This is a genomic window from Actinomadura roseirufa, assembly GCF_900659635.1.
Taxonomy (GTDB): Bacteria; Actinomycetota; Actinomycetes; order Streptosporangiales; family Streptosporangiaceae; genus Spirillospora; species Spirillospora roseirufa.
On record NZ_CAACVB010000009.1, the window covers coordinates 36,602 to 61,710 of the forward strand.

The following is a 25,109-nucleotide window of genomic DNA, read 5'->3' on the forward strand; positions in this document are numbered from 1 at the left end:
CCGCTACCTTGCGGCTGGTGTCTGAGCTAGGACTCCGGGGCCGAACACGATGTCGGAGTAGGAGGCGGTGTCGGTCACCACGGTCTCGGGGCGGGATCCGCCGTCGATGGTGTGGATGGCGTCCAGGATGAACAGCGAGTCGCGCAGCGTGCCGGGCACGACCAGGCCGCCGATGCCCATCACCTGGTCGTTGACCACGTTCAGCCAGGTCGCGCCGCGCTGGCGGCCGAAGTAGATCGGGTTGTGGCCGGAGTGCAGGTTGGCGCCCGGGACCACGAACCGCAGCCCATCGGCCGAGGCGATCTGCCCGCCGCCCCAGGGGCGCACGATGTCGACCCCGGCCTGGGCGGTGATCAGGCGAGCGTTGGCCGCCGAGATCGTCTCGGCGCGCAGGTATCCCTGGTCGACCTGCTGGAGGCGGGCACGGGTGAGGGCGGGCACGTTCGGCTTCTCGATCGGCACCAGGCCGACGTTGTACGCCTCGGCCACCAGCACCCCACACAGACTGACCGCGAAGTCCTCCAACGCGGGGTCGGCGCCGGAGATGTGGGTGAAGTCGGCGGCCAGCCCGGTCCGGTCGAACACCTCCAGCAGCAGCTCGGGGAAGTCCATCCGCGGCAGCATCTGACCGATCAGGGGGCACGGCCGGGATACGCCGGAAAGGGATCACGGACGGGCGTTGTAGCTGATTGATCGTCAGTGCGGCTCGGTGGGCGGGCCGTGGATGATGCGGTGGATGGTGGAGCGGCCGACGCTGTACTCGGTGGCAAGGTCGGCGAGGGACGCCTCGCCCTCGGCGTAGCGGCGGCGGATGGATTGCCGCGCGGGCTCGGGCAGTTTGGGCTGCTTGCCTTTGAGCTTGCTGTTCTTCTTGGCCAGAGCCATGCCCTCGCGGGTGCGCAGGTGGCCCAGGTTGGCCTCGAACTCGGCGACCGTCGCCAGGGTCTGTAGGAACAGCCGGCCGAAGGGGTCGTTCCAGTCGTAGACCGAGGCACCCGGCCCGAACGGCACGCCTCGGTCGGACAGGTCGGTGAGGATCTGGTTGGCCTCGGCCATGTTGCGGGCGAACCGGTCGAACTTGGTCACGGTGAACACGCTGGGCGGCCACACCGCGGTCAGGGCCTGGTCCAGGCCGCCGCGGTTGCGGCGGGTGGTCCCGGAGAAGCCCCGGTCGATGTAGATCCGATCGGCCGGGACGCCGAGCGCGAGGAACTGCTCGGTCTGGACGACGACGTCCTGCTCGTCGGTGGAGCAGCGGGCGTAGCCGACCTGGACGGTGCCGGGGGTCGTGCCAGAAGCGGGGGCGTTGGCGGCGTTCACGCCGTCCAGGTTTCGGATACGGCCCCGTCACCGGGACAGTTCGCGGAACACTCTTACGGAACACCTTGACCTGGCGGCGTTCCCGGCTGGCGGGTTTTCCGGTGGGGGATCCCCTAACGGAACACCCGCCAACAGAGGCGGGGCGCGGTTTACCGCGCCCCGCCAGCGCAGTCAGAGTCGATCCGTTCGTTGGTGCTGAGAGGGTTAGAGCGGGTTGCTGGATCCTCGGTCATGTTGCCGAAAGCTGCGGCCCTTTTTGGGCGGCCGGGTCAGGCACTTGCGATCGGTGTTGTCTGCGCAAGAGCGATGCGCCAGCCGTCCTGCTCCTCGACCAGGATGTAGGTGAGGCTGCCCGACGGCGGCAGGCTCGCGCCGCCGGGGTTCTTCGAGGCTGGATCCCGTTCGTCGGATATGTGCTTGAGACAGCTCACGATCGCGACCCCGGAGCCGGCGAAGCGCACGTCCACGATCTCCTGCCTGTTGCGCACCTGCGCCAATGGGCCCGCCAGGGCCGCCTCCATGGCCTGCCGCAGCGCGTCCCTGCCCAGAACTCGCCGTCCGGCGATGTTGACGATGATCGTTCCGGGCGTGTGCAAGGCGAGGAACGGTTCGAGGTCGTTCTGATGCTTCTCGGCCTCGGCTATCACCTGCTTGATGGCGGCGAGCCGCTCTATGCCGGCCTGTTCGTTCATCCGTGGGCTCCCTGCTGTGCGTGGGCTCGGGTCGGGCGAGTCGCCTGTTGAAGAGGCTGCTCGAAGGTCGGTCGCGCCGGTGACTGGGATGGCGTGGGAACGGACATGGCTGTCCCACCCCTCCCAAAACTCGGAGTGACCCGCTCCGAGTAATTTAACTCGGAGCGGTTCACTCCGCAATTGGTATCCTCAGTCCATGGACGACGCCCCGACGCCGCGCAAGCGGGGGCCTCAGGCCCGTGCCGCACGCAACGACCAGGCGCTGATCGAGGCGGCCCGCGAGGTCTTCATCACCCAGGGGTTCGACGCGCCGGTGTCGGCCGTCGCCGAGCGGGCCGGGGTGGGGATGGGCAGCCTGTACCGCCGATACCGCACCAAGGAGGAACTGCTCCAGCGGCTGTGCGCCGACTCCATGCAGCGCCTCGCCGAGACGGCCCGCGCCGGCCTGGCGATCAACGACCCGTGGCAGGGTTTCGCCCACTACGTCGTCGAGTGCGCCCGATTCGGCTTCGGTGCGCTGGCCCCCCTGGCGGGGACCATCGATGTCACACCACAGATACGGCAAGCCGCCGAACAAGCCCAGCAGTTCACCGATGAACTGATCACCCGAGCCCAGGACGCGGGAGCCCTTCGCGCTGACGTGACCGCCATGGACATCCACCTGCTCATCGGGCGGTTCAGCCGGCCAGGTCCCGCACCGTCCCGGCACGCCGAGGAAGAGACCAGGTCCCGCCTGCTGGCGATCGTCCTGGACGGCCTCAGAACCCACAACGCCGGTTCTCTCCCGGGCGCCCCGCCAGACCCCCGGCAGTACCACGCCATGTGGGCCGCCGACTGACCGACGGCGGACTCGATCGCGCCGAAGGCCTCCACCCAAGCCGCACCGCACTCTCCCCTCGGGCACGACCTCAGTCCGAACCGTGGCTGGTCGTGCCCGCCGCGGAACTCACCGCGCCGCACCGCGTGATGCGCAGCGTCCTGGCCCCGAACCCCTATAGCTACAGCGAGCCGCCATTCGGCGCGCATGGGGTGAGTCGCCGTGGATTGTCTTGTGATCGTGTTCCTGTCCGTTGGTGAGGGTTTGGTGAGCACGGCGAGGTGCCGGGATGCGTGCGCAGTGGGAGCCGGGAGGATCTGATCAGCGCGTGGACGCTGGTGGGTCGGGACCGGGAGCTGGTCGGCGACAAGCGGAGGACGGGCAGGCTCGGGTTCGCCGTGCTGCTGAAGTTCTACGAGATCGAGGGCCGCCGACTTCGGCCGCGGCGGTCCCTTCGGCGGTCAGTTCGCTTTGCAGGTCGCGGCAGAGGCGAAACAGCTCTGACATGGTGAGGGTGTCGCCGGGGTGCGCGGCGGAGGCGAGCTTGGCGAACGCGGGCCGTTTCAGTGCGGGGATCTTGGAGGTGGTCGCCAGGTCCTCGAACAGCCCCCCGGCCGAGTCTGGCCGTCTTGGCGTGCTTCGCGTGGGTGTCGTCAAGCCTTCTAATCCCGGCACCCCGGCATGAAGCCCGTCCGGGCCTCGAAGGTCATCGGGGATTCCTGGGAGGCTCGTGGAGGAGGGGTTCGAGGCGGGCGGCGGTCTGCCGGTATCGACTGACGGGTACGAGGTGGACGCCGTCGAAGGCGCCGCTGTCGCGGATGGCCAGGACGTGGTCGCAGGCGGCGGCGATGCCCGCGTCGGGGTCGGCTTCCACGGCTTGGACGAGTGCGTCGGGGATGGTGATGTCGGGGATGGTGGCGGCGAGGTTGCGGGCCATGGTCGCGCTGGCCAGGACCATCACTCCGGCGTAGACGGGTGCGTTGACGGTGATGGTCTCGCGCCAGCGCAGCAGGTCGTCGAGGCTGTAGCTGACCTGGGCGAACACGAAGTCGGCCTGCTGCTTCCAGGCGGGCAGCGGCCGCAGGCCGGAGGCGACGCCGATCTGGAACTCCGGATGCCCGGTGAAGACGGGGTCGGAGGTCGCGGCGCGGGCTTGGTCGAGCATGGACCGCACGTTGAGTTCGCCGGTGCGGTTGCCGGAGGCGGGCTTGTCGCCGTAGACGAACAGGAACCGCTGGACACCGTAAGCGGCGGCGGTCAGCAGGTCCCGTTGAAAGCCGAGCAGGTTGCGGTCGCGGGCGTTCAGGCAGGCGATCCCGGTCGCTCCCATCGCCTGCACCTCGTGGGCGACCGCGACGCTCGACACCGTCGCCCGCCCGATGTGGTTGTCGGGGATCAGAAACGCGTCCGCGACGGCGTCCAGTATCCCGATCTGGTGTCGTACCCGCCGAAGATCCGGTCGGGTCGGCGGCTCGATCTCACACACCACCTCGAACCCACGTGTCATGCACCTCACCCTAGACGACCGGCCACCAGGCCCGTAGAGCCATAATCAATCGAACCGGCTCGCTATCGCCGTTAGCGCTGTGGCATGTGCGCGCCACCTATATCACCCGCGAGAACCTGCGTGTGGCGATCGTGGCGGTGGTCAACGCCACCCTGGAGGCCCGCGAGGAATACTGGTGAGGCAAAGCGACCTCCACCGCCTCGGACTCCAAGCGGTTCGGCTCCCGGGAGGCCAACCTGATGACCGAGTTCCACGCCCGCTACGGCGGCGACGGAGCGGAACAGGGGGCGGCGTCGCGATGCGGATGGTGTCGCCGACGGCGGCCTCGTGCAGGAGCGTGGTGAATCCGGCGCGGTCCAAAGAGAGCTGACGGCTGGGGGTCGCAGGCGCCTCATAGGCGGGAGCGGCGGTGGTCAGCAGGTCGGCCAGGGCGTGGCGTTGACGTGCGTCGGTCTGTTTGTCGGTGGAATGCCAGAAATAGGTGCCGCCGTCCGCCAACTCAAGGCCCAGGGATACCCGACCCGAGATGAGGACATGGCCCGACTCGGCCCGGTCGCGCGCAAGCACCTCGGCGTGCACGGCGTCTACAACTTCCTCCTGCCGGATCTGGCCTCCGGCGCCATCCGCGAACCCGACGCGCCCGATGATGAGGAATGAGGCTTCTAGGGAGCCCATTGCGAGATCTCGTTGATGATCACAAATGTCGTACGGCTCGGGCATAGTGCCGAGCCATGGAGTGGAAACCGTGGCTGACCCGCTGGAGCCAGGAATGGGTCTCCAGCGCCGATCCCGCCGAGCTGGACTCGGAGGTGGCCCGCGCCAGTTGGCTCGGATTCGCGGCCGCCTCCCCTGAGGACGTCGCTGCCGTCGAGGCCAGGATCGGCGTTCGGTTACCGCCGTCGTACCGGGACTTCCTGTTGACGACGGATGGGTGGCGGAACGCTGGGATGTTCGTGTGGCGGATGCGCGACACCTCCACCCTCGGCTGGCTCCGCGACATCGAGCCGTTCTGGGGCGAGGGATGGGAGGAGTTCTACGACGAGGGTGTCGAAGGTGAGGAGGCGAGCAATCCGTTTGACCAGGCGCTGATGATCTCGCAGGAGGCGGATGCGGGCATTCTCTTCCTCGATCCCACCGACGTGGACGAGAACGGGGAGTGGGCCGCCTACAGCCACTTCTCGTGGCGGGCCGAGCCGCCCACTCGGCTTCCGTCGTTCACAGCGCTGATGGAGGATCTCTACGCCCAGTTCCACCAGATGCGCCAGCCGGAGGGCGAGACCCGCGACTCGTGGGACGCCAAGGTCGAGCAGGCTCGGCTCGACACCTTCGCCGGGGACGTCGACGCCCCGAACTCGGTCCTGGAACAGGCCGGGGAATTCGGCAGGAGCCGCGCCGCGGTCCTGCGAGCTCAACTGCTCGTCTTCCTGACGCACGAATACGAGGCCCTGCAACTGCTGGGACAGTTGCTGCACCCCTCCTTCATGCCCGAGGGTTTTCTTGCCGATCCGCTGTTCGCCGAGGAGTTCCTGCCCCTGCTGTTCGTGGAGCACGCCCAGAACGCCTCGAGGGGCCACAACTCGATCCTGCAGTCGGCGATGCTCGGCGAACGGCCCGAGATCCACCTGGTCATCGCCGATTACCAGGCCCGGCTACGGCGGTCGGGTCAACCGCTGAGCTACGGCAACCCCGAGTTCGACTCCCTGGTGAGAGCTGCCCTGGCGGCGCATCGGCACGACCCTGATGCGCTGTGGGACAGGCTGAAGGCCGCCCTGCCGCAATGGCGGCCCAGAACCGCCGACCACATCGCCCCGATCGTGCTGCTGGCCGACCCCATCCTGGCCGCCGCGATCACTCCTGAGCGCGGGCGCGAACTCCTTTCCCAACCGCGAGGTAACCGGTGATGATGCCCTTCCCGAGCCGCGACGACGTGGCGATGGCGCAGATCCTGCGTGATTGCCGCGACGGCCACGACCTCCCCGACACGCGACTGGAGGTCACCGGGACCGAAACCGGTCCGGACGGCGAGACCGTCAACGTCAACCGGGTCGCCTGCCGGAAGTGCGGGACGGTGAGGGTGACCCGGTGGCGGCCCCCGGATCCGTCGGCGCAGGCCCAGCTCATTACCGCCATGGGGACGTATGAAGCACCGGAGCCGGGAGACGTGCCGGGCCTGGCCGAGCGCGCCTTGCTCGTCACCGACGCGGAATACGCCGAGTTCATCGCCCAACGAGGCTTTCCGGGCGGCATCCCTTCGCACTTCGCGCCCGACCGGCGTACGGTGGCCGAACTCGAGAGGCTCAACCTCGCGCTGCAGATCCGAGCGGGCCAGTTCGGCCTGACCGACCGCGGCCGGTCGCTGGGCGAGATCCTGCCGGTGCCCGGCTACGCCGAATCCGCCGGCCTGATCGACGCCGTCTCCGGGGCGGCTCTGTTCTGGCCTCCGGTCGAGGACGGGGAACTCTCATTGACCGTGGTGATCTCCCCGCACGATCCGGGACCCGACCGGTCATACGCCTCCGTCGCGGAGGTGAGCTGCCGCTTCCACACGGGCTATATCTCGCTGCGGGAGATCGCGGGCCGCGAGATCGAGCTGCCGCCGCTGGCCGCGGGACACGGCGACTACCGGCTGCGCTTCCACGCCGGTGAACCCGTCTGCCTGCTACAGATCTGGCCGCAACCCCGACGGAAACCTCAAGTGGGCGTTTAGCAGAGGCGTGGCAGGTGCCCAAGCGTGGCGTAGATCGGCCGTATGTGCAGGTCGGTCATGACCTGAGTGAGGTGGTCGGAGGCGAAGTCGGCGCCGTGGTCGAGATGAAACGCGGCCGGGATGCCGCGCACGCGCCAGCAGGGTTCGGTCTTGCACCAGATCGCGTGGCGGAACGCTAGCGCGACGGTGAGCGCTGAGGGACGTCGAGGATGACGGCATACCCGGCGGCAGCGTGGGAGTAGTCGTCCTCGATCGCGGCCAGCCACGGCCAGGCGGGCTTGCCTGTGACTTGGATTTCTTGATGACAGGGCTTCTTGGTTCGGTAGTCGTCACGCTCAGACGTTCGAAGCGCCCCGTGGCAAGTTGATCTAGGTCGGGGTGGCTGTGTGATGTCGTGTGCTGGTTCGTTCAGGGTGGCGTGGTGGCTCGGACGTCGTCTTACCCCTCGGACCTGACCGATGAGGAGTGGGCGCTGGTGAAGCCGCCCGACGGCGGTGGCCGCCCCGAGAAGCGCTCGCGGAGCGAGATTGTGGACGCGGTGCTGTAGGTGGTGCGCATCGGCTGCCCGTGGCGGCAGCCGGGCTGAGGGCCGCGATGCCGACCCCAGCGTGGGCATCATCGACTCCCAGAGCGTCAAGGCCGCCGACACCGCCGGCCGCGGGTATGACGCGGGCAAGAAGGTGGCGGGACGCAAGCGCTTCATCGTCACCGACACCCTCGGTCTGCTCCTTACGGTGACCGTGTGCGTCCAGGACCGCGAGGGGTGCCATAGGGCTCAGCTATCTGAGGCATTGATCGTCCCGGGATGGATGAGAAAGGTGCGGGCATCTCACCCCGTTGGTCAAGGGGATCGACCCGCACAAGGTGAGCTAGACCACGGCCCTCGCGGACTCCGACGGCGGGCTCGTGCAGCAGGCGGGTGAGTCCCGCCCGGTCCAGGGAGATCCGGCGCTGGAGGTCGCCGGGTCCTCGTAGACGGGGGCGCCGGAGGCGATCGGCGCGGCCAGAGCGCCCCGCTGGCGGGTATCGGCCTGCTTGTCGTGGAGTGCCGGAGGTAGATCCGGTCGGACGCTCTTGCACTCGACCGACAAGATGACCCTCGACCTGCCCGGGTACCGGCGACGGCTCCCTGCGCCAACAGGAAGCCGTCCATGCCCCGTGTCGTCATCGAAGGTGTTCCGGTGATGCCCGAGACGCGTTGGGCGCGTGATTGGGCGGGCGGGTGATCCGGTCTTTTAGAGATGGTGTCTGCTCGCGAGGTACGGCGCCGGCTCGGGGACGCCGCGCACGGCGAGGTAGCCGTCCCGGCCGAGGTCGAGCCGCGCCGCCAGGCCGACGTCGATGGCCCAGTGGTTCGCGGTCGTGATGTGGCCGACGGCGGCCGTCTCGCCCGTGTGTGCGAGGGCCTCCCAGAGGAGATTCTCGGCGGTCTCGGCCTGCGCGGCGGCCAGCAGGATGGGACCGCCCCGGTTCGCGTCGAGGTAGACGTAGCCGGGACGCTCGCCGGGCGAGGACGAGACGATCAGCGGCATGCGCTCCAGCATGTGCGGATGGTCGGCGCCGTGGGGGCCGCCGCGCAGGGTCACATCGAGCGCGTCCATCCATTCGAAGTCGTCGGGGCGTCCCTCGCGCAGCCCCTCGGTCTTGGGGAGGACGCTGCGGTCGAGGCGTCCGGACATGCGCATCAGCGGGTGCAGGGTGAAGCCCGCGAGGCGGTAGCGACGGGTCGCGCCCGGATGCGGGCTTGAGGAGATCAGGCAGACGCGATCGCCCGCGTGGGCCAGGGCCGCGTCGATGAGCATGCGGCCGACGCCCTTGCCCTGGAAGCCCGGCAGGACGCCGAAGACGGCCAGGTACCAGACGGTGCCCCGGTTCTGCGCGACCGCGAGGCCGGCGATCTCGCCGCCGTCGGTCTCCGCGACCCAGCAGCCGCCGGGGTCGGTCGCGATGTGGTGGCCGATTCCCTCGATCCAGGCGCGGGCGGCGGGCTCGTCCGACGGTTCGGGCTCCGGATCGTTCCAGCGGCGGTCCCTCCGCTCGGCCTCCAGGAAGGCGGCGTCGCAGGCGCGCTGGGCGGCGGGCAGGTCGTCCGGTGTCATGGGTCTGATCCACTCGGAACTCATGGCACGCATGATCGGCCAGGAGTGGGGCGGACGTCATCCGCATTTTCGACGAGAATCGAACGCATCGAGACCGCCTAAAAGTGGGCTGATCGACCGCGTCGGCGGCCCTCTTGCCAAGGTCGTCGTCGCCCTCATCGCCATCCACGGCCTGGGCAAAACGCGAGACCACCGAACTGCTGGTGGCCGACCTCGACCTGGCGCGCGGCAAACGCGTCATCCGCCTCGACGTCCTCAGCCACCGTGCGTGCGGCACCTAGATGGGTCAGCGGGTCGGTGAAGGGTCGGCCACAGTGATCCGGCAGCGAGCCCCAGCTTGCCCTTGATCGGGCTGCCGGGGCTCAGATCGTCCGCAGTGCCGACCGTGTCGGCATCCCATTCCCGAAGCTGACTCCGGCCGTCAGGTGGGTCTTGATGTTGAGCGACGGGTGGATGTCCGAGCGATGCCAGGTTGTCTGCCACGCCGCGCCAAGTCGTTTTCTGCCACCGTGGACGCTGCCTTGGACGGGATGTCACTCACGTCGAGGTGTTCATGGGTGACCAGCCCCACCACGACTGCAATGATCCCGGCTCGTGCCTAAATCGTGTTGACCGTCCCTGGCAGGCAGTGCTGGAGTCGGCAGGTGGACAGCATTCCCGCCAACCGGCGGTACTGGAACCAGATCAGTAGCGCCTACCAACACGAGCACGACCCGCAAATCGGCGCCGCGCCTCGGCTGTGGGGCATGTCCTCCGTCCCCGACGCGCACCTGCAGGCCCTGGGCGACGTTTCCGGCAAGCGCGTCCTCGAACTCGGCTGCGGCGCCGGCCAATGGTCCAGGTCACTCGCCGCCGAGGGCGCCATCGTGGTCGGGCTCGACCTGTCCGAAGCCCAGCTCACCGCAGCAGCCCGCGAAATGGGAGCGGCGCGCTACCCGCTGGTGCAAGGCGCCGCCGAACAGCTCCCGTTCGCCTCCGGCAGCTTCGACCTGGTGTTCTGCGACCACGGCGGGCTGAGCTGGGCGCCCCCGCACCTGGCCGTCCCGCAGGCCGCACGCGTCCTGCGCAGCGGCGGGCGCCTGGTGTTCAACGTCGCCAGCCCATGGTTCGAAGCCTGCTACGACAACGAATCCCGCCGCGTCACCACCACGCTGCACCGCGACTACTTCGGGCTGAACACCATCGTGGAAGAGCACGGCGCGGCCAGCTATCAGCTCACCTACGGCGACTGGATCAAGACTCTGCGCGGCGCGGGCCTCATCATCGACGACCTCATCGAGCCGCGACCCGAGCCCGGAACACCCAACGGCTACAACGAAACCGACCCGCCCGACTGGGCCTACCGCTGGCCAGCAGAAATGCTCTGGGTAACCCACAAACCGTGACCCCGCCAATACTGACGCTCAACATTTGAACGTGCGAAGGAGGCTTCGCTTGGGTGACGGAATTCGGCGATTCCCCGACAGATAGAAAGGGCTCCGCAAGCAGTTGAGCAGGTACCGGCCGCGGCCGCGCGGGGCGGCGGCCCGGCCCAGCTCGTAAGCGACATCGGCCAGCCGCGCCTCATGGGCGGCGGTACGCTCGCGGCGGTCTTGGTCCTGGGCGGTGTCGCGTAGCGCCTCCGTGTACTTGGCGGCCTGGCGCGCGGCCTCGGCGGCTGTCGACTGACGTCGAGGCATCTCGGTCTTCTACGGCGAGAGCCGCGTCCCGCCCGGAGTGACGCCGGACGGGACGGAAAGGAACGTGGGCCCCGGGAGACCTTGGCCACTGCCACCGGGCGGCGTGGGCGACCCGGAAGCGGCGGGGGGCGTGCACAACCTGCCGTACCCACACGGCAACGCCGGGAGCCGACGCCCGTCCGGCGGACGGGCCTGCGGCAGGGGTTTCGGGACATACCCAGCGCGCGTGCGAGGGGCCTCCGCGATTTTCGCGACGCGCCTACGCGTGTGTGCGCATGAGGTGTCGAAGAAGTCGAGAAACCTGGTGAGGGTGCCGACGAGGCCGGTGAGGGCGGTGGGTTGGTTTACAGGCCGGCGATGACGGCGGTGACGGTGCCGTCTTGGCTGGTGAGGCCGCCGGGGGCGAGGCAGTTGAGGGGGCTGGGTGGCAGGTAGGCCCAGGTGAAGACGGCGGTGTCGCCGTTGAATTCACCGGAGGTGACGGTGCCGGTGCCGACGTACTGCTGGACCCCGGCGACGACGGTGGCCTCGGTTTGGGTGAAGGCGATGATGGAGGTCTGGCCGTTGTTCCAGATGACGGGGTAGCGGTCGGGCCCGGCGGTGACGTTGGCGCAGGACAGTCCGGCGACGGTGAAGGAACCGGAGATGTGCCCGCTGGTCAGGGTGGGGTCGCTGGAGGCGCAGGAGGTGTAGGTGTCGGTCTCGGTGATGGTGACGCTCTGGGGGGTGAAGGTCAGGCCGGGGCTGTAGGCCAGGTGGCTGGTGCCGGTGCAGGTGACGGAGCCGAGGGCGGCGTCGGCGGCCTGGGCGGGGAGCAGGGTGGTGAGCGCGGCCGTCAGGAGCAGGGCGGCCGGGGCGGCGGCCCGGCGGGCTCGCCGGCCTCGACGCGCCTGCGAGGGTTGCGGGGCGGTGGTACGGCTGGTGGTCATCGGTGTGTCCCTTTCGCGTGTGGGCGCCCAGGCCAGGGGTGCCCTGACCCGGCGGTGAAGGTCAGGGGCAGGTGCCGCTGTCGTTGGCAGGGTCGGGGTCTGCGACGGAACGGCGGTGACTTGACGCTCCGGGGCGTGCGCGGCCTCCGGTCCGTCAGCGTGCGGGGGCCGGTCAAGGACTCCAACCCACCGTCCATTACCGAAACAGATCATCTGCCTACCTTGAGTGATATGGCCAGATTCTTTGCCGTCCCGCATGAACACCAGGGGATCGCTGTCCTCATCGGATCGGGACACCTGTCCCGGCCGTGCGGGCGATGCCCCACACCGCTCTGCACTCAGCAACGCCCCCACCAGGGGCTGCATCCGATCCCGGAGCCGCCGGGCGGGGCGGCCGCCACGGCCTGAAGACCCCGCCGACGCCCTGACCGCTTGCGGCCCGGCCCTCATCGCCCGAGCCGCCTTCCCTCGCCGAACGTGTCTTGCCGCGACGGGGGCTTCCTCGCGCGCCGTGTGCGATGTCTCCGGCCGCGGGTTCTTCTTTCTGGAACTGCGCGCGGGCGCGCGGGGCAGAAGACCGCCATACGGGGCTGGGCTGGGGAGAGGTGAACAGTGCTAACGCAGCCGTTCGAGCTCGGCGAGGCGGCCCTGGGTGCGGTCACCGGTTCGGCGTTGGGCTGCCTCGGCGTGGGCGTTCCGCGTGGAGGTGGTGGTGACGGCCCCAGGCGCGCCGCCCGGGGCCGTCACGCAGTGGTGGTCAGTTGAATTGGAAGTTGGCGGTGTGGTCGGTGCCGTCGGTCAGTTTGAGGTGGAGGGTGCGGCAGGTGCCGGCCCAGTCCTTGTCGGTCTTCCACACGTAGGTGTATTGGCCGGTGCTGGGGTTGTAGGTGAGTCCGGAGTTGGAGTCGGTGGTGGTCTCGATGGGGTCTTGGGTGCCGGTGCCGCAGGTGGTGGCCTGGGAGTAGGGCGAGCCATCGGCCAGGATGTTCAGGCCCTGGTCGCCGCCGAGGGAGAACTTGATCGGGATGCTGCGTCCGGCGTTGACGGTGTTGATCACGGGCGGGTTGTCGACGGGGGCGAAGAACCCGGTGAAGGTGTAGGAGGGGCCGGAGGTGTAGGTGATGGTCACCGCGCCGTCGCCGGAGCGGACACCGGCGGTCAGGGTGGTTCCGGCCGGGCCGTGGCCGCTGCCACCGGCCGAGTTGGAGATACCGGGACCGCCGGCGCCCTGGCCTCCGCCTCCGCCTCCGCCGAACCAGCCGCCTCCACCGCCTCCGCCGCCGGTGCCGGGGATGATGTTGGGCGTGGAACCGCCCGCGCCCCCGGTGCCGGAGGCCCCGGCGGTTCCGCTGCCGCCGCCGGCGCTTCCGGTGCCGCCGGCGCCGCCGGTGGTGGCGGTGCCGCCGCCGCCCGGGCTACCGCCCTGGGGGACGCCTGCGGTGCCGTCGGCGCCCGAGGCGCCCCCGCCCGCGCCGCCGATGCCGGGCTGAGGAACGTTGCAGAAGCAGTTCCCGCCGCCGCCTCCGCCGCCCGCGACCAGGATCCGGTCGGCCAGGCCGAAGGAGCCGGTGCGGATGTCGGTGGCGCCGCCGCCGCTGCCGCCACCGGCGCCGGGGGCGGCAGGGCCGCCCGCGCCGCCGCCCCCGAAGCCGCCGGACCCGCCGACGTTGACCTGGAGGACCTGTCCGGGGGTGACGGTCAGGGTGGCCTGGGCCTGCCCGCCCAGGCCGCCCGCGCCGCCGCCCTCTTCTCCCGCCGAGCCCTGGGCGCCGGAGGCGTCCACGGTGATCGAGGTGACCCCGGCCGGGACGGTGAAGGTCTGCGCCGCTCCGGTGTAGGAGAAGGTCGCGGTGTCGGCCAGGGCCGGCGTCGCCACGGCGGCCAGTCCGGCGGCGCCGAGCATCACGCTCGCGGCCATGGCCGCCAGCCGCCTGCCCGGCCTGCCGCGCCTTGCGCGCGGGGCCGGAACTTGAGGAGTCGGTGACATGGGGGTCGTCTCCCATTTCCGATCGGTGCGCCGCCCGGCGGCCCCGGATGGGCCGGCCCGACATCGCAGCGCGCCGAAGGCCCGCCGACCGTCCCCACGACACCGGGCCGCGGGAGACGGGACCGGACGAGCCCCGTTCGGCACACCCCCTGGCCGACGGTGCTTCGAAGGCACCGACCCCACCTGGCACGATCACCTGGTGAGATCATTTGTGCACTTTTGGTCACCGAGAAGAGAATCCCGCGGCACCGGACCCAGCCCCAAGGAGCCCGAGCGGCCGACCCCGGCCACCACTCTCGGTGGGCCGCTGCCTCGATCGGGGGCCGCCGCCCCGGCCAAGCCGAACAGTAGGCGACTTCCGGAAACGATCGTCGCGGCCAGGTCCGGGCGTGCGGTCGGGTGAACCGGCCGGTGGGGGCTGGGCGTCTGAGCGGCGTGGGTGAGGTGGCGCCGAGCGGCGCGGGTGAGGGCCCGGGCAGACCTGCCGGGCGCGTGACGCGGGTTGGGTTGGTGGCCGGCGGCATCGCCGTGGTGGCGGTGGTGGTGTGGGTGTTAGGGCCGGGTGCCCGGTGGTGGCTGGTGCACGTCGATGGGGTGAAGATCGGAGGCAAGGACGGCCTGACCGGTAAGGACCTGGCGGAGGCGCTGGACACGGTGCGGGGCCGGGCGATGGCCCTGGGAACCGGGCTGCTGGCCGGGGCGGCGATCTACTACACCGCCTCCAACGCCGCCTCGGCCCGCCGCTCGGCACAGGCCGCGATCGAGGGTGTGGAGGCGGCGCGGCGCAGCGCCGAGGCCACCGAGACGAGCCAGCGCCGCACGTTCGAGCTGACCGAGCAGGGGCAGCGGCGTTCGCATGAGCTGACCGAGCAGGGGCAGCGCACCGACCGGTTCACCGCCGCCGTCGCCCAGCTCGGCGACCTCTCACCCGCGATCCAGCTCGGCGGCGTCCACGCCCTGGCCGGCCTGGCCGACGACGCCCCCACCCGCGAGTTCCGCCAGACCTGCATCGACGTGCTGTGCGCGTTCCTGCGCCTGCCCTACGACCCCGACCCCGGCGACGAACCCGCCGAGGGCCAGGACCCGGCCGAGCACACCGCGGCCCGCAAGAGCTACCGGGCGGTCCGCGAAGTCCGCCACACCGTCATCCGCATCATCGGCCACCACCTGCGCGACGGTGCGCCGGTGTCCTGGCAGGGCCACGACCTGGACTTCACCGACGCCGTCTTTGACGGCGGCGACCTCTCCTACACCGTCTTCACCGGTGCCACCGTGTCCTTCCGCGGCGCCCGGTTCGTGGGCGGCAAGGTGGACCTCCGTGGCGCCCGGTTCGTGGGCAGGAAGGTCGACCTCAGGTACGCCCGGTTCGAGGGCGGGAAGGTCGACTTCGTGAACGCCTGGTTCGAGGGCGCTGTCGACTTCGGGAGCGCCCGGTTCGTGGGCGGTACGGTCGACTTTGGGAGCGCACGATTCAGGAGCGGTACGGTCGACTTCCGGAGCGCCCAGTTCGGGAGCGGCACGGTCGACTTCGAGAGGGCCCAGTTCGGGAGCGGCACGGTCAGCTTCGGGCACGCCCAGTTCGAGGGCAGCACGGTCAGCTTCGGGCACGCGCGGTTCGAGGGCGGCACGGTCAGCTTCGAGTACGCCGAGTTCGAGGACGACACGGTCAGCTTCAGGGGCGCCGAGTTCGTGAGCGGCACGTTCGGCTTCAGGGATGCGCGGTTCGAGGGCGGGAAGGTCGACTTCGGGGACGCGCGGTTCGAGGGCGGTGCGGTCGACTTCGTGAGAGCCCGGTTCCGGGACGACACGGTCGACTTCAAGTGGGCGGTCGGCCGGCGGCCGGCGGGGTTGCCGGGTGGTGTAGCCGATCACCTGTCGTAGATCGATCGGATCTGAGGCTGCCGCCAGATCGTCCGCCTGGCGGGTGTTCGTGCAGGTCTCGGTGTCTCAGAAGCCGCGTTCGCTATCGCAGCCGTTCAAGTTCGGCGGTCGGCTCGGCGACGCGAGCCTCGGTGCGGTCTGCGGCGGCTTGGGTATGGTCGGCGGCTGCTTCGGCGCGCGCGGCCGAGGCGGCGATGGCCCGGCATCGCCGCTCGGCAATCGGCCGTGGGAAGTCGCTCTCGGCATGGGCGACGCCCGGGCGACACGTGGGCCCGCGCCGTTTCCGACGGGGAGCAGGCGAGCGGCGCCGTTCATGTCGCCCCAGTTCAGCCGGCGTTTCTGGCTTTAGCTTCGTGTCGCGTGCTGGAGTTCATCCAGGTGCAGAGTGATGACCGTGCGCATGCGGTGCGGGGTGCCGTGGTCGGGGCGTGTCGCGGCGTGGACGGCCAGCCCGTCGACCAGGGCGTGCAGCCGGTCGGTCTCGCGCTGGATGTCGTGGTCGGTGTGGCCGGGCAGCAGCCTGCGTACGAGGTCGCGGCAGCCGTCGCGCAGCCTGTCGTGGGCCTCGTCGCGGATCGCGCGGAGTTGGGGATCCACCAGTGCTCTGGCGGTGAAGACGAGCAGGTCGGACTGGGTGGCGAAGTAGTGCCGCAGCGAGCCCATCGAGAGTTCCGCCTCGCGGGCGCCGCGGGGCTTCAGGCCGGCTCTGGCGGCGACTTCGGCACGCCCCGGTACCGGCTCACCAGTGCCACCACCGCCTTGAAGGCCGACGGACACAGCCGTCCCCCTGTTCGTGGGCATCGGCCCCAAGTCCCGGGTCGAGCAGTATCTGCGGAACGTGGCCCATGACCAGTTCACCTCCGCACGCCTGCACCCGTTCACGGCCAGCTTCCGCCGCACTCCGGGCGCCGCCACCGCCCCCGCCGCCCAACCTTTCTGGGTCGCCACGTCGGAGGGCAAGGGCACCCGGACCCTGAACTGGAACAAAACCCACGGCGCATGGTCGGCCGTCGTACTGCGCCAAGACGGCCGGCCGGGACTGGACGTCCACGCCTCCATCGGCCTGCGCTTCGGATTCCTCCTCCCCGCCGGCCTCGGCCTGCTGGTCATCGGAACAGCGGTGATCACCTACCCGGCCATCACCCGCAGATCCCATTGATCGGCGCTGGTAATCGACCCACTGGCCCCCAGCGGCGGGGACGGCGCCAGCCGCTCCCAGTCGACATCGGTCAGATCACCACGGCCCATCGACCGACAGCGACCTCCAGGGCGGCGGCCCCGCGCAGGCGATTGGCGGTCTGGTCGCGACGCTCGGGGTTCGCGCAGCCGAGGACGCGGCGGCGCAGGTGGTCGCGGACCCGCCGCGCTGAGTAGCCCTTTCGCTCAACACCCGGCCGGGTAGGGGGGTCTGGGGTTGCTTACCTAGCCCGGACGACTGCGACGGCCGCCCAACTGTTGGCGGTCGGAGACGATTCTCAGGGCTCGTCGTTGTGGGGATCGTCTAGAGACCGCCTGGCGCGCCACATTCCGACCACGATAGCGACCGAAAGCACGCCGACCTCCGTCACAGCCCATCCCGCACTTTCAGGATTGAAGTACGTGATCAAGGCGGAATATGCCATCGTCTGCCCGCTGGCCGTCAGTCCGGACACCAGACGGTTCGACCAGGTGCCCATGAAGAACGCCAGTACTGCCAGCGGGTAGGCCGCTCCTCCGAGCAGGGGCACCATCATCCAACGCGAGTCCCATGGCGCCGTCCGCGTGACCGAAGCCCACGCCGAAACCGCCATCGCCGCAGTCTGCACCATCCATATCGCCGAAGACCGCACAAAGATTGAAAAATCGGTTTCCTGGCCGGTCCCGGGCGTGGTAGCTGGTTCACTGAAGCTGAATCGGGGGCGGCCAAGACCCGTGCCCTCACCATCCATGCCGAGTATCACAACACACCAAGCCCGGGACGAGTACCAGGTCGGGCAGCCACGCAAGTGCCTTGCTCCCCTGGAGTGACACGTGTGATCACCGGAGCTGGAACTGGGGCCCGTCTCGCTACGGCTGTATACGTCTGTTCCCGGTGTCCGGTCTACGGTTGGTGATCTTTGGCGGGTGGGGCGATGCACCTGGGCGAGGATGGCGGATTCGGTTCCCCGGCGGTTGTCTGCTTGTGGCATGAAGGCCGAGACGCGGCAGCGTTGGCTGGCTTGGGGGCGGGCGTACCGGTCCACCTCACGTGCCGTCCACAATGACAGGAGTTTCCATGAGGCAAGCCTTACGCAATTCTCTCGGGATGATGCTCGGGACGGTGACACTGTCGGCGACGTTCATGGGACCCGCGAGTGCCGATGTGGCGGCCTCGCCTCCCGGAGCACCCGCTGTTCAGGCTCAAAAGCACTGTCGCGTGGTGATCGAGAAGGTGAAGCCGGGCGAAAGGTCTTCGCGAATGCGCTTCCGCAAGTGCTCCAATGACCCGTCTCCACCTTCATGGAGGGAGTGGGGCCCGTGCGACAGCGAGGGATACAGAATTGTCGACACCGGGGGCGGGGGTTGGGATCCGAAGTGGCGCAACATCATCTCTTCGTTCAAAGTCTGGAACGGGTGTGACATCGTCAACACCTTCTCGGAGGAAGATTTCCAAGGTGAGAGCGCCTGGTACGTCGGCAACCGCGCATACCTGGGTGACATGAACGACAGAATCCGGTCGCTCGCGATCAAGGCATCCTGACCACAACATGGGCGGTCCGGGGAATTCTGGGCCGCCCCGGCGATGTTGGTCGAAGGTCTTGACGCAGAAACGAATGCGTGGAGGGGCGGCGCGGCCTACCCCCTATGCGGCGGGTCTCGGCGGCGATCTCCTCGCTCCGCGCCCAGGTGAGGTGGGCGTGCTCGCAGGCTAGGGCCCAGACCCGCAGGCTCCGCGTGCCGACGGGGCCCTGCCCGCCGCGACCGACGACAAGTCGCGTGTGGGAACCCGTGAGTCCGGCATGGGGCACCGGCTCGATCTCGGCCTTGTGGCCTGACCTGGCTCGCCCCCTCGAGCATCTTTGATCGAGGGGGCGAGCTCGTGCTGGCCGGGGTCTCTGATCAGCTACGAACGGCTGTTACGACCAGGGGTGCCGGCAGCGAATTTGCCTCGAGACGGCCTGGTCCAGGACGACGCTGTTGTCCTTGGTGCCGTGCAGGTAGAGCGTCCGCTGCTGGGGGAGCGGTCCCCACAGTGCGCCCTGCTCCGCCTGCCACTCCGGGGTTCCCATGATCTTGGCACCGAAGTTCTGCCGGTACAGGCCCAGGGCCGCCCGTAGGCGTTCGGGCTCGCCGAGAGCCTTGCGGGTGGCTTCGAAGTCCTCCGCGCCATCGTAGTCGGGGGCCGTCCACTTGTTCTGCATGACCGGTCTCGTCGTCGCCGTCCTCGCTTTTGAGTCCGGTTCGGGTGGCGACTGTCGGATTTGTCCAATCCCGCCGACCGCCATCGAGGTCGCTCGGCTGTTCTCCGGCCGGACGTCCTCCACGGCATCCTGCTCCCGGACGTCTTCGGCGTCGCGTGGACGCGGCGCACATCTCGGAAAGGGGCGGTCGTCACCGGCGGGCGTCACTCCTCTTGGTGCTCTCTGATGGTTAGTGTGGTGGGATGGTGAGAACTCCACCCGTGCGGCGGCCCAGGCCCGGGTCGCCGGGACGGGCCGCGCTGGCCTGGCTGCCGGACGGCAAGCCCGCCGATGTCTACAGTGCGCCGTGCCCCTCGAGGGCGGCGCTGGACCGGATCGCCGACAAGTGGACCGCGCTGATCGTCGGGGCGCTGGCGGACGAGGACGGCCTGCGCTTCTCGGAGCTGAGGGCGCAGATCGACGGGGTCAGCGACAAGATGCTGACGCAGACGCTGCGCAGCCTGGAGCGGGACGGGCTGGTCGCGCGGACGGTGTATCCCACGGTGCCGCCCCGAGTGGAGTACAGGCTGACCGAGCTGGGGCGGACGCTGGAGGAACCGCTGGCGGCGGTGCGCGACTGGGCCGAGCGCAACATCAACGCGGTCGAGCGCGCACGTCTGGAGTACGACGGGGACACGCACTTGCAAGTGCGTACTTCCCAATAGTTAGTGACTCGCCAATAGTGGGTGTGGAAGCGATCAACACCTGCTGTTGGGAGACGATGATGACGCAGCCCGCGACCCGAGCCCAGGTCGAGCTCGGTGACACGACGGTGACGTTCCTGCCGGACGGCTACGGCCGGGTCGACCCGGAGGCGGCCTTCCCGCTGAGCGCGAACGGCGGATGGGCGACACACGGCGAGTTCCTCGACGCCGACGGGTGGCTCCCGGTCAGCGTCGGCTCGTTCCTGGTCCGTACGCCGGACCAGGCCGTCCTGGTCGACCTCGGACTGGGCGTGGTGGATTTCGAGGTGCCGGGGATGGCGTCCTTCAAGGCCGGGGCCCTGCTCGACAGCCTCGCGGCCGAAGGGCTGCGGCCCGCGGACATCGACACGGTCGTGTTCACCCACCTGCACCATGACCACGTCGGCTGGACCAGCGAGGTCGCGCCCACCCCGGAGACCCTCGGGCGGCGTCCCGCTCAAGGGCTCACCTTCGCCAGTGCGCGGCACCTGGTGTCCGAGGCCGAATGGAAGCACTGGTCGGGCACGTCGTCGCCCATCGGGCCGGACCCGCTGGCGGTGCAGGGACCGCTCGAGGGCCGCCTGGAGCTGGTGTCGGACGGCCAGGAGGTGGCGGCCGGGGTCAAGATCATGGCGACCCCCGGACATACCCCCGGGCACCAGAGCCTCGTCATCACCGACCGCCGGGACGGCCGCCGCCTGATCATCCTGGGCGACGTGATGCACTGCCAGGTCCAGGTGGCCGAGAGCGAATGGGGCTTCGTGTTCGACGTCGACGCCGAGCAGGCCGGTGAGACGCGCGAACGGCTGCTGCGCGAGTTGGAGAGCGGTGAGACCATCCTGGCCGCGGGCCACTTCACCGGGCACGTCTTCGGGCGGGTCCTCCCGCCCGTCGCCCGGCGCGCCTGGGCCGGCGGCAGGTAAGGGACGGTGAGGTCGGTGGGCCGAGCGCCGGGGGAGCCGCCAAGGCGCCCCGGCGCTCGCCCTGACCACCACCGTCACCCGCGGCTATGGTGCGGCGGGCGACACCGACCCGAGCAGAGGGCTGCCTTCGCCGTCCCGCGCGCCGTTCTTCGTGCGCGGCACTGAAACGTCGCTCAGGCCCAAGCCTTTGATCAGGTCGAACGTCTCGTCGTGGTAGATCCTGGCGGGGTCATGGGTCTGCCCTCGAAGGTGCCCGTAGACCTCCAGGGTGACGAGGCCGTGCATGCGGCCCCATAGGCGCACGGCGAGCGCCACGCCCGCGGGCGGCAGGCCGGGGAACTCCTCGCGGACCGTGGAGACGAGCTCGTCGTCGAAGTCCGACCACTGGTAGCCGTCGGGCTGGTGCCGTCCGGCCCGCGGCCAGGCGAGGGCGATGAGGCCGGTGAGCCCGGCGCAGGTGCGGTGCTCGGCCTCCGGCGCCGCGCCGCCCTCCGGGACCTGGTACCCGGGCACCGGGTCGCCGTAGATGAGCCGGAAGCCCTCCGGGTTGGCGACCGCCCACTCCCGGTACGCCAGGGCCCAGGCGTGGATCCGGCCCGCCGCGTCGTCGGCCGGACGAGCGTCGCGTGCGGCCTCCAACGCCACGAGGAGCGAGGTGTGCACGTCGTTGATCAGCGTGGTGACCAGCTCGTCGCGGGTGGCGAAGTAGCCGTAGATGGCGTTGGCGGTCATCCCCATCTCGCGCGCGATCGCGCGCAGGGAGATCGCGCCGGGGCCGCCCGTGGCCATGAGCGTGAGGGCGACGGTCTTGATCTCTTGGGAGGTCTCGGCCCGCAGGCGCTCCCGCCGGGTCAGGGGCTGGTCGGTCACGTTGACACTCTACAACGTGGCTCATACTATGCGGCGCATCGAAACTTCACGGCGTATTGTTTCCGTGCGCCGCATAGAGAGTGGCCCCGACATGAACGAGTCCTCCGCCCGATCACGATTGGCGTTGCTGGCGTTCGCCCAGCTGATCATCGCCATCGACTTCAACATCGTCTACGTCGCCCTGCCCGACATCGGCCGTGAACTCGGCTTCTCCACGCAGTCACTGCAGTGGGTGGTCAGCGCCTACGCCGTCGGCTTCGGCGGCTTCCTGCTCCTCGGCGGCCGGGCCGCGGACCGGTTCGGGGCACGCCGCCTGTTCGTCTTCGGGCTGCTGCTCTTCGGCCTCGCCTGCCTGGCGGGCGGGCTCGCGGTCACGCCCGCGATGCTCATGGCCGCCCGCGCGGTCCAGGGACTCGGGGCCGCGCTGCTGACCCCGGCGATGCTGGCGCTGGTCTACGCGAACTTCGCCGAGGGCCCCGAACGCACCCGCGCGATGGGGGTCTGGGGCGCCGCGGGAAGCGGCGGGCTGGCCGCCGGTTCGCTGCTGGGCGGTGTCCTGACCAACTACCTCGGCTGGGAATGGGTGTTCTTCGTGCTGACGCCCCTGGCGCTCGGCGCGGCGGCGCTCGCCCCGCGCGTCCTGCCCGCCGATCCGCGGCGCGCCGACGGCGGGTCCTCGTTCGACCTGCCGGGCGCGGTGACCGCCACCGCCGGTTCCTCACTGGTGGTCTTCGGCCTGGCCAACGGCCCCGACGCCGGATGGGGTTCGGCCAGGAGCGCCGGCGCCCTGGTGGCCGGCGCCGCGCTGCTCGGCGTCTTCGTCCTCATCCAGTCGCGGACCCGCGACCCGCTCGTCCCGCCGCGCATGGTCCGCAACCGCAGTCTGGCGACGGCCGTCCTGGTGATCCTCATCTTCCAGAGCGCGCTCCTGGGGACCTACTACGTGCTGACGACCTATCTCCAGGGCGTGCTCGGGTACAGCGCGCTCGAAGCCGGCCTGGCGTTCCTGCCTCTGACGCTGGTGTCGATGTTCGCCTCCCTGCGGCTGACCGGCCTGGCGATCAGCCGATGGGGCGTTCGCGTGGCGCTCTTCGCCGGGATGGGAGTGAACGCGGTCGGCTCCGCCGTACTCCTCCTGGGCATGTCCGCGGACGGATCGTTCTGGGCGCTCGTCCCCGGCATCGTCATCTGGGGCATCGGCGGTGGCACGACCTTCCCCGCGATGTTCGTCGCCGCGGGCTCGGGCGTGGCTCCGGACGAGCAGGGCGTCGCGTCCGGGCTGGCGACCACCTCTCAGCAGATCGGTGGCGCGGTCGGGCTCGCCATCCTCCTCGCCATCGCCAACGCGGGGCTGAACCACCACGCGGGCACGCCCGGACCGACCGCGACGCAGGTGGTCGCCGGACTGCACACCGCGCTCTGGGTCGCCGCGGCGGCCCAGCTCGTCGGCGCGCTCGTCGCCCTGACCATCAAGGGCCGGCCGGTGGCCGGCGTTCCCGCGGCGGCCACCGACACCCTCGACGTTCCCGCCTGATCTGTCACACCTCACACCGAGAACTGGAGATTCAAATGGAACTGCGACTTTCCGGCAGGACGGCCGTCGTCACCGGTGCCAGCCGGGGAATCGGCCTCGCCACCACCCGGACGCTGATCGAGGAGGGCGTCCGCGTGGTGGGCGCCGCCCGCACGGTCACCGCCGAACTGAAGGACAGCGGCGCCATCGCGGTGTCCGCCGACCTCAGTACCCCCGACGGCGCGCAGCGGTTCATCGAGCGGGCACTTTCCGAACTCGAAGGGATCGACCTGCTCGTCAACAACGTCGGCGGCGGGGACTCCTACGCGGCCGGCGGGTTCCTCAGCGTTGACGACGCGACCTGGAAGCGGGCCTTCGACGTCAACTTCTACAGCGCCGTCTGGGCGTCCAAGGCCGCGCTGCCGAGTCTCGTCGAGCGCAAGGGCGCGATCATCAACGTCTCCTCGGTCGTCGCCCACGCGCCCAGCGCCGGGACGATGGACTACGCGGTGCCGAAGGCGGCGCTGACCGCCTGGAGCAAGGCGCTCGCCGAGGAGTTCGGTCCCCAGGGAGTGCGGGTCAACACGATCTCGCCCGGTCCGGTGCGCACCGCCTTCTGGGACGTGATGGCCGGCGCCTACGGTTCCGATCCCGCCGAGTTGCTGTCCCAGCTCCCGGCGATGGCCGGAATGCTCACCGGAAAGGTCATCGAACCCGAGGAGGTCGCGACCCTGATCGCGTTCCTGGCCTCCGACCATGCCCGCAGCATCGTCGGCGCGGACCAGCTGATCGACGCCGGCGCCATCAAGACTCTCTGAACCCGCGTGATGAACCGAGTAACGAGCGTGGGCCGGGACGCCGCGGACCGTCCGGCGTCGCACGGCGACCGCCCCGGCGTCTCCCGCCGCGGATTCCTCCGCGGGCTGGAGGGCTTCGGCCTGGCCGCGATCCTCTCCGCCTGCGGCGGACCGGCGCACTCCCGTCCGGTCACGTCGCCGACGCGAACACCGACGATCAAGCATCGTTTCGTGAACGTCAACGGCATCCGGATGCACATCGCCGAGGCGGGCACCGGGCCGCTGGTCCTCCTGCTCCACGGCTGGCCGGAGTTCTGGTACTCCTGGCGCCACCAGATCCCGGCACTGGCGGCCGCCGGGTACCACGTCGTCGCCCCCGACCAGCGGGGATACGGCCAGACCGATCGCCCGGCCAGGGTCGGGGACTACGCGATCACCCGGCTCGTGGACGATGTCACGGGGCTCATCGACGCCCTGGGGGAGCGGCGCGCGGTCGTGGTCGGCCACGACTGGGGAGCGATCGTCGCCTGGAACACCGCGTTGATGCGGCCCGATCGCGTCAGGGCGGTGTCGGCGCTGAGCGTCCCGCACCGGTGGGCCGAGCCGCAGGGGGAGTCGACCCCGGTCGCCTCCCTTCGCTCGGCGTACGGGGATCACTTCTACATCGTCCATTTCCAGCAGCCCGGTGTGGCCGACGCCGATATGGCGCGCGACCCCCGTGCCTTCTTCCGCGGGATCCTCTATAGCGGATCAGGTGACGGGCCGGGATGGAGCGCGACCATTCCCAAGAGCGGGAGGATCCTGGACTCTTTGACCGAGCCCCGCGCTCTGCCCGCGTGGCTGAGCGAGCGGGACGTGGACACCTACGCGGCGCAGTTCACGAAAACCGGATTCACCGGTGGGCTCAATTGGTATCGGAACTTCGACACCAACTGGACGCAGACCGCGCGCTGGCGGCGGACCCCGATCCAGGCGCCCGCGCTCTACATCGTCGGCGACCGGGACAAGATCTCTGAGTCGCCGCAGGCCAAGGAGTTGATCACTGGACGGTCACCATCCGTGCCCAATCTGAAACAGGCGGTCGTCCTGCCCGGCCGGGGGCACTGGATCCAGCAGGAGGAGCCGGACAAGGTCAATGAGTCACTGATCCGCTTCCTTCGTTCGCTCTAACAAGCTCTCCGCTCCCCATTGACGCAGGGGTGGCGCGGTTCGGACCCGAGCCGGCCCCTCGTCGGGCAGTTCCAAGGGAAAAGGAAACCTCCAGCAGCCGGCCAACGCGACTGCTG

24 protein-coding genes and 1 pseudogene are annotated in these 25,109 nt (G+C 69.9%); 14 read left to right on the top strand and 11 right to left on the bottom strand.

Annotated features, from left to right (window positions below; all coding sequences use genetic code 11):
* Positions 1 to 3: 3 nt before the first annotated feature.
* From E1291_RS03690 to E1291_RS03700, 3 genes are all read right to left on the bottom strand, one after another.
* Positions 4 to 624 carry a Tn3 family transposase gene (locus E1291_RS03690; RefSeq protein ID WP_131736102.1) on the bottom strand — a complete coding sequence of 207 codons (621 nt, stop codon included), beginning with the start codon at positions 622 to 624 and terminating at the stop codon, positions 4 to 6.
* 72 nt (positions 625 to 696) lie between these two features.
* Positions 697 to 1,320 carry a recombinase family protein gene (locus tag E1291_RS03695; RefSeq protein WP_131736103.1) on the bottom strand — a complete coding sequence of 208 codons (624 nt, stop codon included), beginning with the start codon at positions 1,318 to 1,320 and terminating at the stop codon, positions 697 to 699.
* 269 nt (positions 1,321 to 1,589) lie between these two features.
* Positions 1,590 to 2,012, bottom strand: a complete 423-nt coding sequence (locus E1291_RS03700) for a YybH family protein (protein ID WP_131736104.1) — start codon at positions 2,010 to 2,012, stop codon at positions 1,590 to 1,592.
* A gap of 196 nt (positions 2,013 to 2,208) precedes the next feature.
* Between E1291_RS03700 and E1291_RS03705 the strand changes: the two genes are divergently transcribed.
* Positions 2,209 to 2,850, top strand: a complete 642-nt coding sequence (locus E1291_RS03705) for a TetR/AcrR family transcriptional regulator (RefSeq protein ID WP_131736105.1) — start codon at positions 2,209 to 2,211, stop codon at positions 2,848 to 2,850.
* Between the two features lie 685 nt (positions 2,851 to 3,535).
* Here the strand turns inward: E1291_RS03705 and E1291_RS03710 are convergent.
* Complete coding sequence (locus E1291_RS03710) at positions 3,536 to 4,336, bottom strand: methylenetetrahydrofolate reductase (protein ID WP_131736106.1); 801 nt, start codon at positions 4,334 to 4,336, stop codon at positions 3,536 to 3,538.
* A 534-nt stretch (positions 4,337 to 4,870) separates the two neighbouring features.
* On the opposite strand from E1291_RS03710, the gene E1291_RS44500 reads away from it, so the two are divergent.
* From E1291_RS44500 to E1291_RS43725, 4 genes and pseudogenes are all read left to right on the top strand, one after another.
* Positions 4,871 to 4,993 carry a hypothetical protein gene (locus E1291_RS44500; RefSeq protein WP_278045225.1) on the top strand — a complete coding sequence of 41 codons (123 nt, stop codon included), beginning with the start codon at positions 4,871 to 4,873 and terminating at the stop codon, positions 4,991 to 4,993.
* Positions 4,994 to 5,067: 74 nt separating this feature from the next.
* Positions 5,068 to 6,237, top strand: a complete 1,170-nt coding sequence (locus E1291_RS03715) for an SMI1/KNR4 family protein (RefSeq protein ID WP_131736107.1) — start codon at positions 5,068 to 5,070, stop codon at positions 6,235 to 6,237.
* Between the two features lie 32 nt (positions 6,238 to 6,269).
* Complete coding sequence (locus E1291_RS03720; RefSeq protein WP_131736108.1) at positions 6,270 to 7,043, top strand: hypothetical protein; 774 nt, start codon at positions 6,270 to 6,272, stop codon at positions 7,041 to 7,043.
* A 382-nt stretch (positions 7,044 to 7,425) separates the two neighbouring features.
* Positions 7,426 to 7,816: pseudogene (locus E1291_RS43725) on the top strand (transposase); the annotation flags it as partial.
* Between the two features lie 462 nt (positions 7,817 to 8,278).
* Here the strand turns inward: E1291_RS43725 and E1291_RS03730 are convergent.
* Positions 8,279 to 9,166: a GNAT family N-acetyltransferase gene (locus E1291_RS03730; protein ID WP_131736110.1), complete on the bottom strand. Its 888-nt coding sequence runs from the start codon at positions 9,164 to 9,166 to the stop codon at positions 8,279 to 8,281.
* 620 nt (positions 9,167 to 9,786) lie between these two features.
* Between E1291_RS03730 and E1291_RS03735 the strand changes: the two genes are divergently transcribed.
* The gene (locus tag E1291_RS03735; RefSeq protein WP_131736111.1) at positions 9,787 to 10,527 is read left to right on the top strand and encodes a class I SAM-dependent methyltransferase; all 741 of its coding nucleotides are present in this window, start codon (positions 9,787 to 9,789) and stop codon (positions 10,525 to 10,527) included.
* 638 nt (positions 10,528 to 11,165) lie between these two features.
* On the opposite strand, the gene E1291_RS03740 is transcribed toward E1291_RS03735, so the two are convergent.
* Positions 11,166 to 11,750, bottom strand: a complete 585-nt coding sequence (locus E1291_RS03740; protein ID WP_131736112.1) for a hypothetical protein — start codon at positions 11,748 to 11,750, stop codon at positions 11,166 to 11,168.
* Between the two features lie 757 nt (positions 11,751 to 12,507).
* Complete coding sequence (locus E1291_RS03745) at positions 12,508 to 13,668, bottom strand: PxKF domain-containing protein (RefSeq protein WP_165494946.1); 1,161 nt, start codon at positions 13,666 to 13,668, stop codon at positions 12,508 to 12,510.
* 579 nt (positions 13,669 to 14,247) lie between these two features.
* Here E1291_RS03745 and E1291_RS03750 point away from each other — a divergent pair.
* A complete protein-coding gene (locus E1291_RS03750) occupies positions 14,248 to 15,618 on the top strand; it encodes a pentapeptide repeat-containing protein (protein WP_207400530.1) in 1,371 nt (456 codons plus the stop codon).
* A gap of 345 nt (positions 15,619 to 15,963) precedes the next feature.
* Here the strand turns inward: E1291_RS03750 and E1291_RS41745 are convergent, their stop codons facing one another.
* Entirely contained in the window at positions 15,964 to 16,281 is a 318-nt protein-coding gene (locus tag E1291_RS41745) for a TetR family transcriptional regulator C-terminal domain-containing protein (RefSeq protein ID WP_165494947.1), read from the bottom strand.
* A gap of 130 nt (positions 16,282 to 16,411) precedes the next feature.
* On the opposite strand from E1291_RS41745, the gene E1291_RS41750 reads away from it, so the two are divergent.
* On the top strand, positions 16,412 to 16,777 hold the full coding sequence (locus E1291_RS41750; RefSeq protein ID WP_165494948.1) for a hypothetical protein: 366 nt from the start codon (positions 16,412 to 16,414) through the stop codon (positions 16,775 to 16,777).
* Positions 16,778 to 17,093: 316 nt separating this feature from the next.
* Here the strand turns inward: E1291_RS41750 and E1291_RS03760 are convergent, their stop codons facing one another.
* On the bottom strand, positions 17,094 to 17,546 hold the full coding sequence (locus E1291_RS03760) for a hypothetical protein (RefSeq protein ID WP_131736115.1): 453 nt from the start codon (positions 17,544 to 17,546) through the stop codon (positions 17,094 to 17,096).
* 470 nt (positions 17,547 to 18,016) lie between these two features.
* On the opposite strand from E1291_RS03760, the gene E1291_RS03765 reads away from it, so the two are divergent.
* The gene (locus E1291_RS03765; protein ID WP_131736116.1) at positions 18,017 to 18,337 is read left to right on the top strand and encodes a hypothetical protein; all 321 of its coding nucleotides are present in this window, start codon (positions 18,017 to 18,019) and stop codon (positions 18,335 to 18,337) included.
* Between the two features lie 376 nt (positions 18,338 to 18,713).
* Here E1291_RS03765 and E1291_RS03770 read toward each other — a convergent pair whose 3' ends face one another.
* Positions 18,714 to 18,998: a hypothetical protein gene (locus E1291_RS03770; protein ID WP_131736117.1), complete on the bottom strand. Its 285-nt coding sequence runs from the start codon at positions 18,996 to 18,998 to the stop codon at positions 18,714 to 18,716.
* Between the two features lie 242 nt (positions 18,999 to 19,240).
* On the opposite strand from E1291_RS03770, the gene E1291_RS03775 reads away from it, so the two are divergent.
* Positions 19,241 to 19,702, top strand: a complete 462-nt coding sequence (locus E1291_RS03775) for a winged helix-turn-helix transcriptional regulator (RefSeq protein ID WP_131736118.1) — start codon at positions 19,241 to 19,243, stop codon at positions 19,700 to 19,702.
* A gap of 59 nt (positions 19,703 to 19,761) precedes the next feature.
* Positions 19,762 to 20,643 (top strand): MBL fold metallo-hydrolase, encoded by an 882-nt coding sequence (locus E1291_RS03780; RefSeq protein WP_131736119.1) that lies wholly within the window; start codon positions 19,762 to 19,764, stop codon positions 20,641 to 20,643.
* An 84-nt stretch (positions 20,644 to 20,727) separates the two neighbouring features.
* On the opposite strand, the gene E1291_RS03785 is transcribed toward E1291_RS03780, so the two are convergent.
* Positions 20,728 to 21,513, bottom strand: coding sequence for a TetR/AcrR family transcriptional regulator (locus tag E1291_RS03785; RefSeq protein WP_242613929.1), 786 nt, complete (start codon positions 21,511 to 21,513; stop codon positions 20,728 to 20,730).
* A gap of 91 nt (positions 21,514 to 21,604) precedes the next feature.
* Between E1291_RS03785 and E1291_RS03790 the strand changes: the two genes are divergently transcribed.
* Genes E1291_RS03790 through E1291_RS03800 form a run of 3 tightly spaced genes read left to right on the top strand, consistent with a single transcriptional unit; the run spans position 21,605 to position 24,993 of the window.
* Entirely contained in the window at positions 21,605 to 23,047 is a 1,443-nt protein-coding gene (locus E1291_RS03790) for an MFS transporter (protein ID WP_131736120.1), read from the top strand.
* A gap of 35 nt (positions 23,048 to 23,082) precedes the next feature.
* Positions 23,083 to 23,844 (top strand): SDR family NAD(P)-dependent oxidoreductase, encoded by a 762-nt coding sequence (locus tag E1291_RS03795; RefSeq protein ID WP_131736121.1) that lies wholly within the window; start codon positions 23,083 to 23,085, stop codon positions 23,842 to 23,844.
* A gap of 9 nt (positions 23,845 to 23,853) precedes the next feature.
* A complete protein-coding gene (locus E1291_RS03800) occupies positions 23,854 to 24,993 on the top strand; it encodes an alpha/beta fold hydrolase (RefSeq protein ID WP_278045226.1) in 1,140 nt (379 codons plus the stop codon).
* Positions 24,994 to 25,109 lie beyond the last annotated feature (116 nt).

Excerpts from the sequence above, each read along its gene's own strand:
- E1291_RS03775 (WP_131736118.1), top strand. The coding sequence starts at position 19,241 with ATGGTGAGAACTCCACCCGTGCGGCGGCCCAGGCCCGGGTCGCCGGGA.
- E1291_RS44500 (WP_278045225.1), top strand. The coding sequence starts at position 4,871 with ATGGCCCGACTCGGCCCGGTCGCGCGCAAGCACCTCGGCGTGCACGGC.
- E1291_RS03720 (WP_131736108.1), top strand. The coding sequence starts at position 6,270 with ATGGCGCAGATCCTGCGTGATTGCCGCGACGGCCACGACCTCCCCGAC.
- E1291_RS03790 (WP_131736120.1), top strand. The coding sequence starts at position 21,605 with ATGAACGAGTCCTCCGCCCGATCACGATTGGCGTTGCTGGCGTTCGCC.
- E1291_RS03730 (WP_131736110.1), bottom strand. The coding sequence starts at position 9,166 with ATGAGTTCCGAGTGGATCAGACCCATGACACCGGACGACCTGCCCGCC.
- E1291_RS03800 (WP_278045226.1), top strand. The coding sequence starts at position 23,854 with ATGAACCGAGTAACGAGCGTGGGCCGGGACGCCGCGGACCGTCCGGCG.
- E1291_RS41745 (WP_165494947.1), bottom strand. The coding sequence starts at position 16,281 with ATGGGCTCGCTGCGGCACTACTTCGCCACCCAGTCCGACCTGCTCGTC.
- E1291_RS03745 (WP_165494946.1), bottom strand. The coding sequence starts at position 13,668 with ATGGCCGCGAGCGTGATGCTCGGCGCCGCCGGACTGGCCGCCGTGGCG.
- E1291_RS03770 (WP_131736117.1), bottom strand. The coding sequence starts at position 18,998 with ATGCAGAACAAGTGGACGGCCCCCGACTACGATGGCGCGGAGGACTTC.
- E1291_RS03740 (WP_131736112.1), bottom strand. The coding sequence starts at position 11,750 with ATGACCACCAGCCGTACCACCGCCCCGCAACCCTCGCAGGCGCGTCGA.
- E1291_RS03690 (WP_131736102.1), bottom strand. The coding sequence starts at position 624 with ATGCTGCCGCGGATGGACTTCCCCGAGCTGCTGCTGGAGGTGTTCGAC.
- E1291_RS03700 (WP_131736104.1), bottom strand. The coding sequence starts at position 2,012 with ATGAACGAACAGGCCGGCATAGAGCGGCTCGCCGCCATCAAGCAGGTG.
- E1291_RS03715 (WP_131736107.1), top strand. The coding sequence starts at position 5,068 with ATGGAGTGGAAACCGTGGCTGACCCGCTGGAGCCAGGAATGGGTCTCC.
- E1291_RS03760 (WP_131736115.1), bottom strand. The coding sequence starts at position 17,546 with ATGGATGGTGAGGGCACGGGTCTTGGCCGCCCCCGATTCAGCTTCAGT.
- E1291_RS03710 (WP_131736106.1), bottom strand. The coding sequence starts at position 4,336 with ATGACACGTGGGTTCGAGGTGGTGTGTGAGATCGAGCCGCCGACCCGA.
- E1291_RS03780 (WP_131736119.1), top strand. The coding sequence starts at position 19,762 with ATGACGCAGCCCGCGACCCGAGCCCAGGTCGAGCTCGGTGACACGACG.
- E1291_RS03705 (WP_131736105.1), top strand. The coding sequence starts at position 2,209 with ATGGACGACGCCCCGACGCCGCGCAAGCGGGGGCCTCAGGCCCGTGCC.
- E1291_RS03795 (WP_131736121.1), top strand. The coding sequence starts at position 23,083 with ATGGAACTGCGACTTTCCGGCAGGACGGCCGTCGTCACCGGTGCCAGC.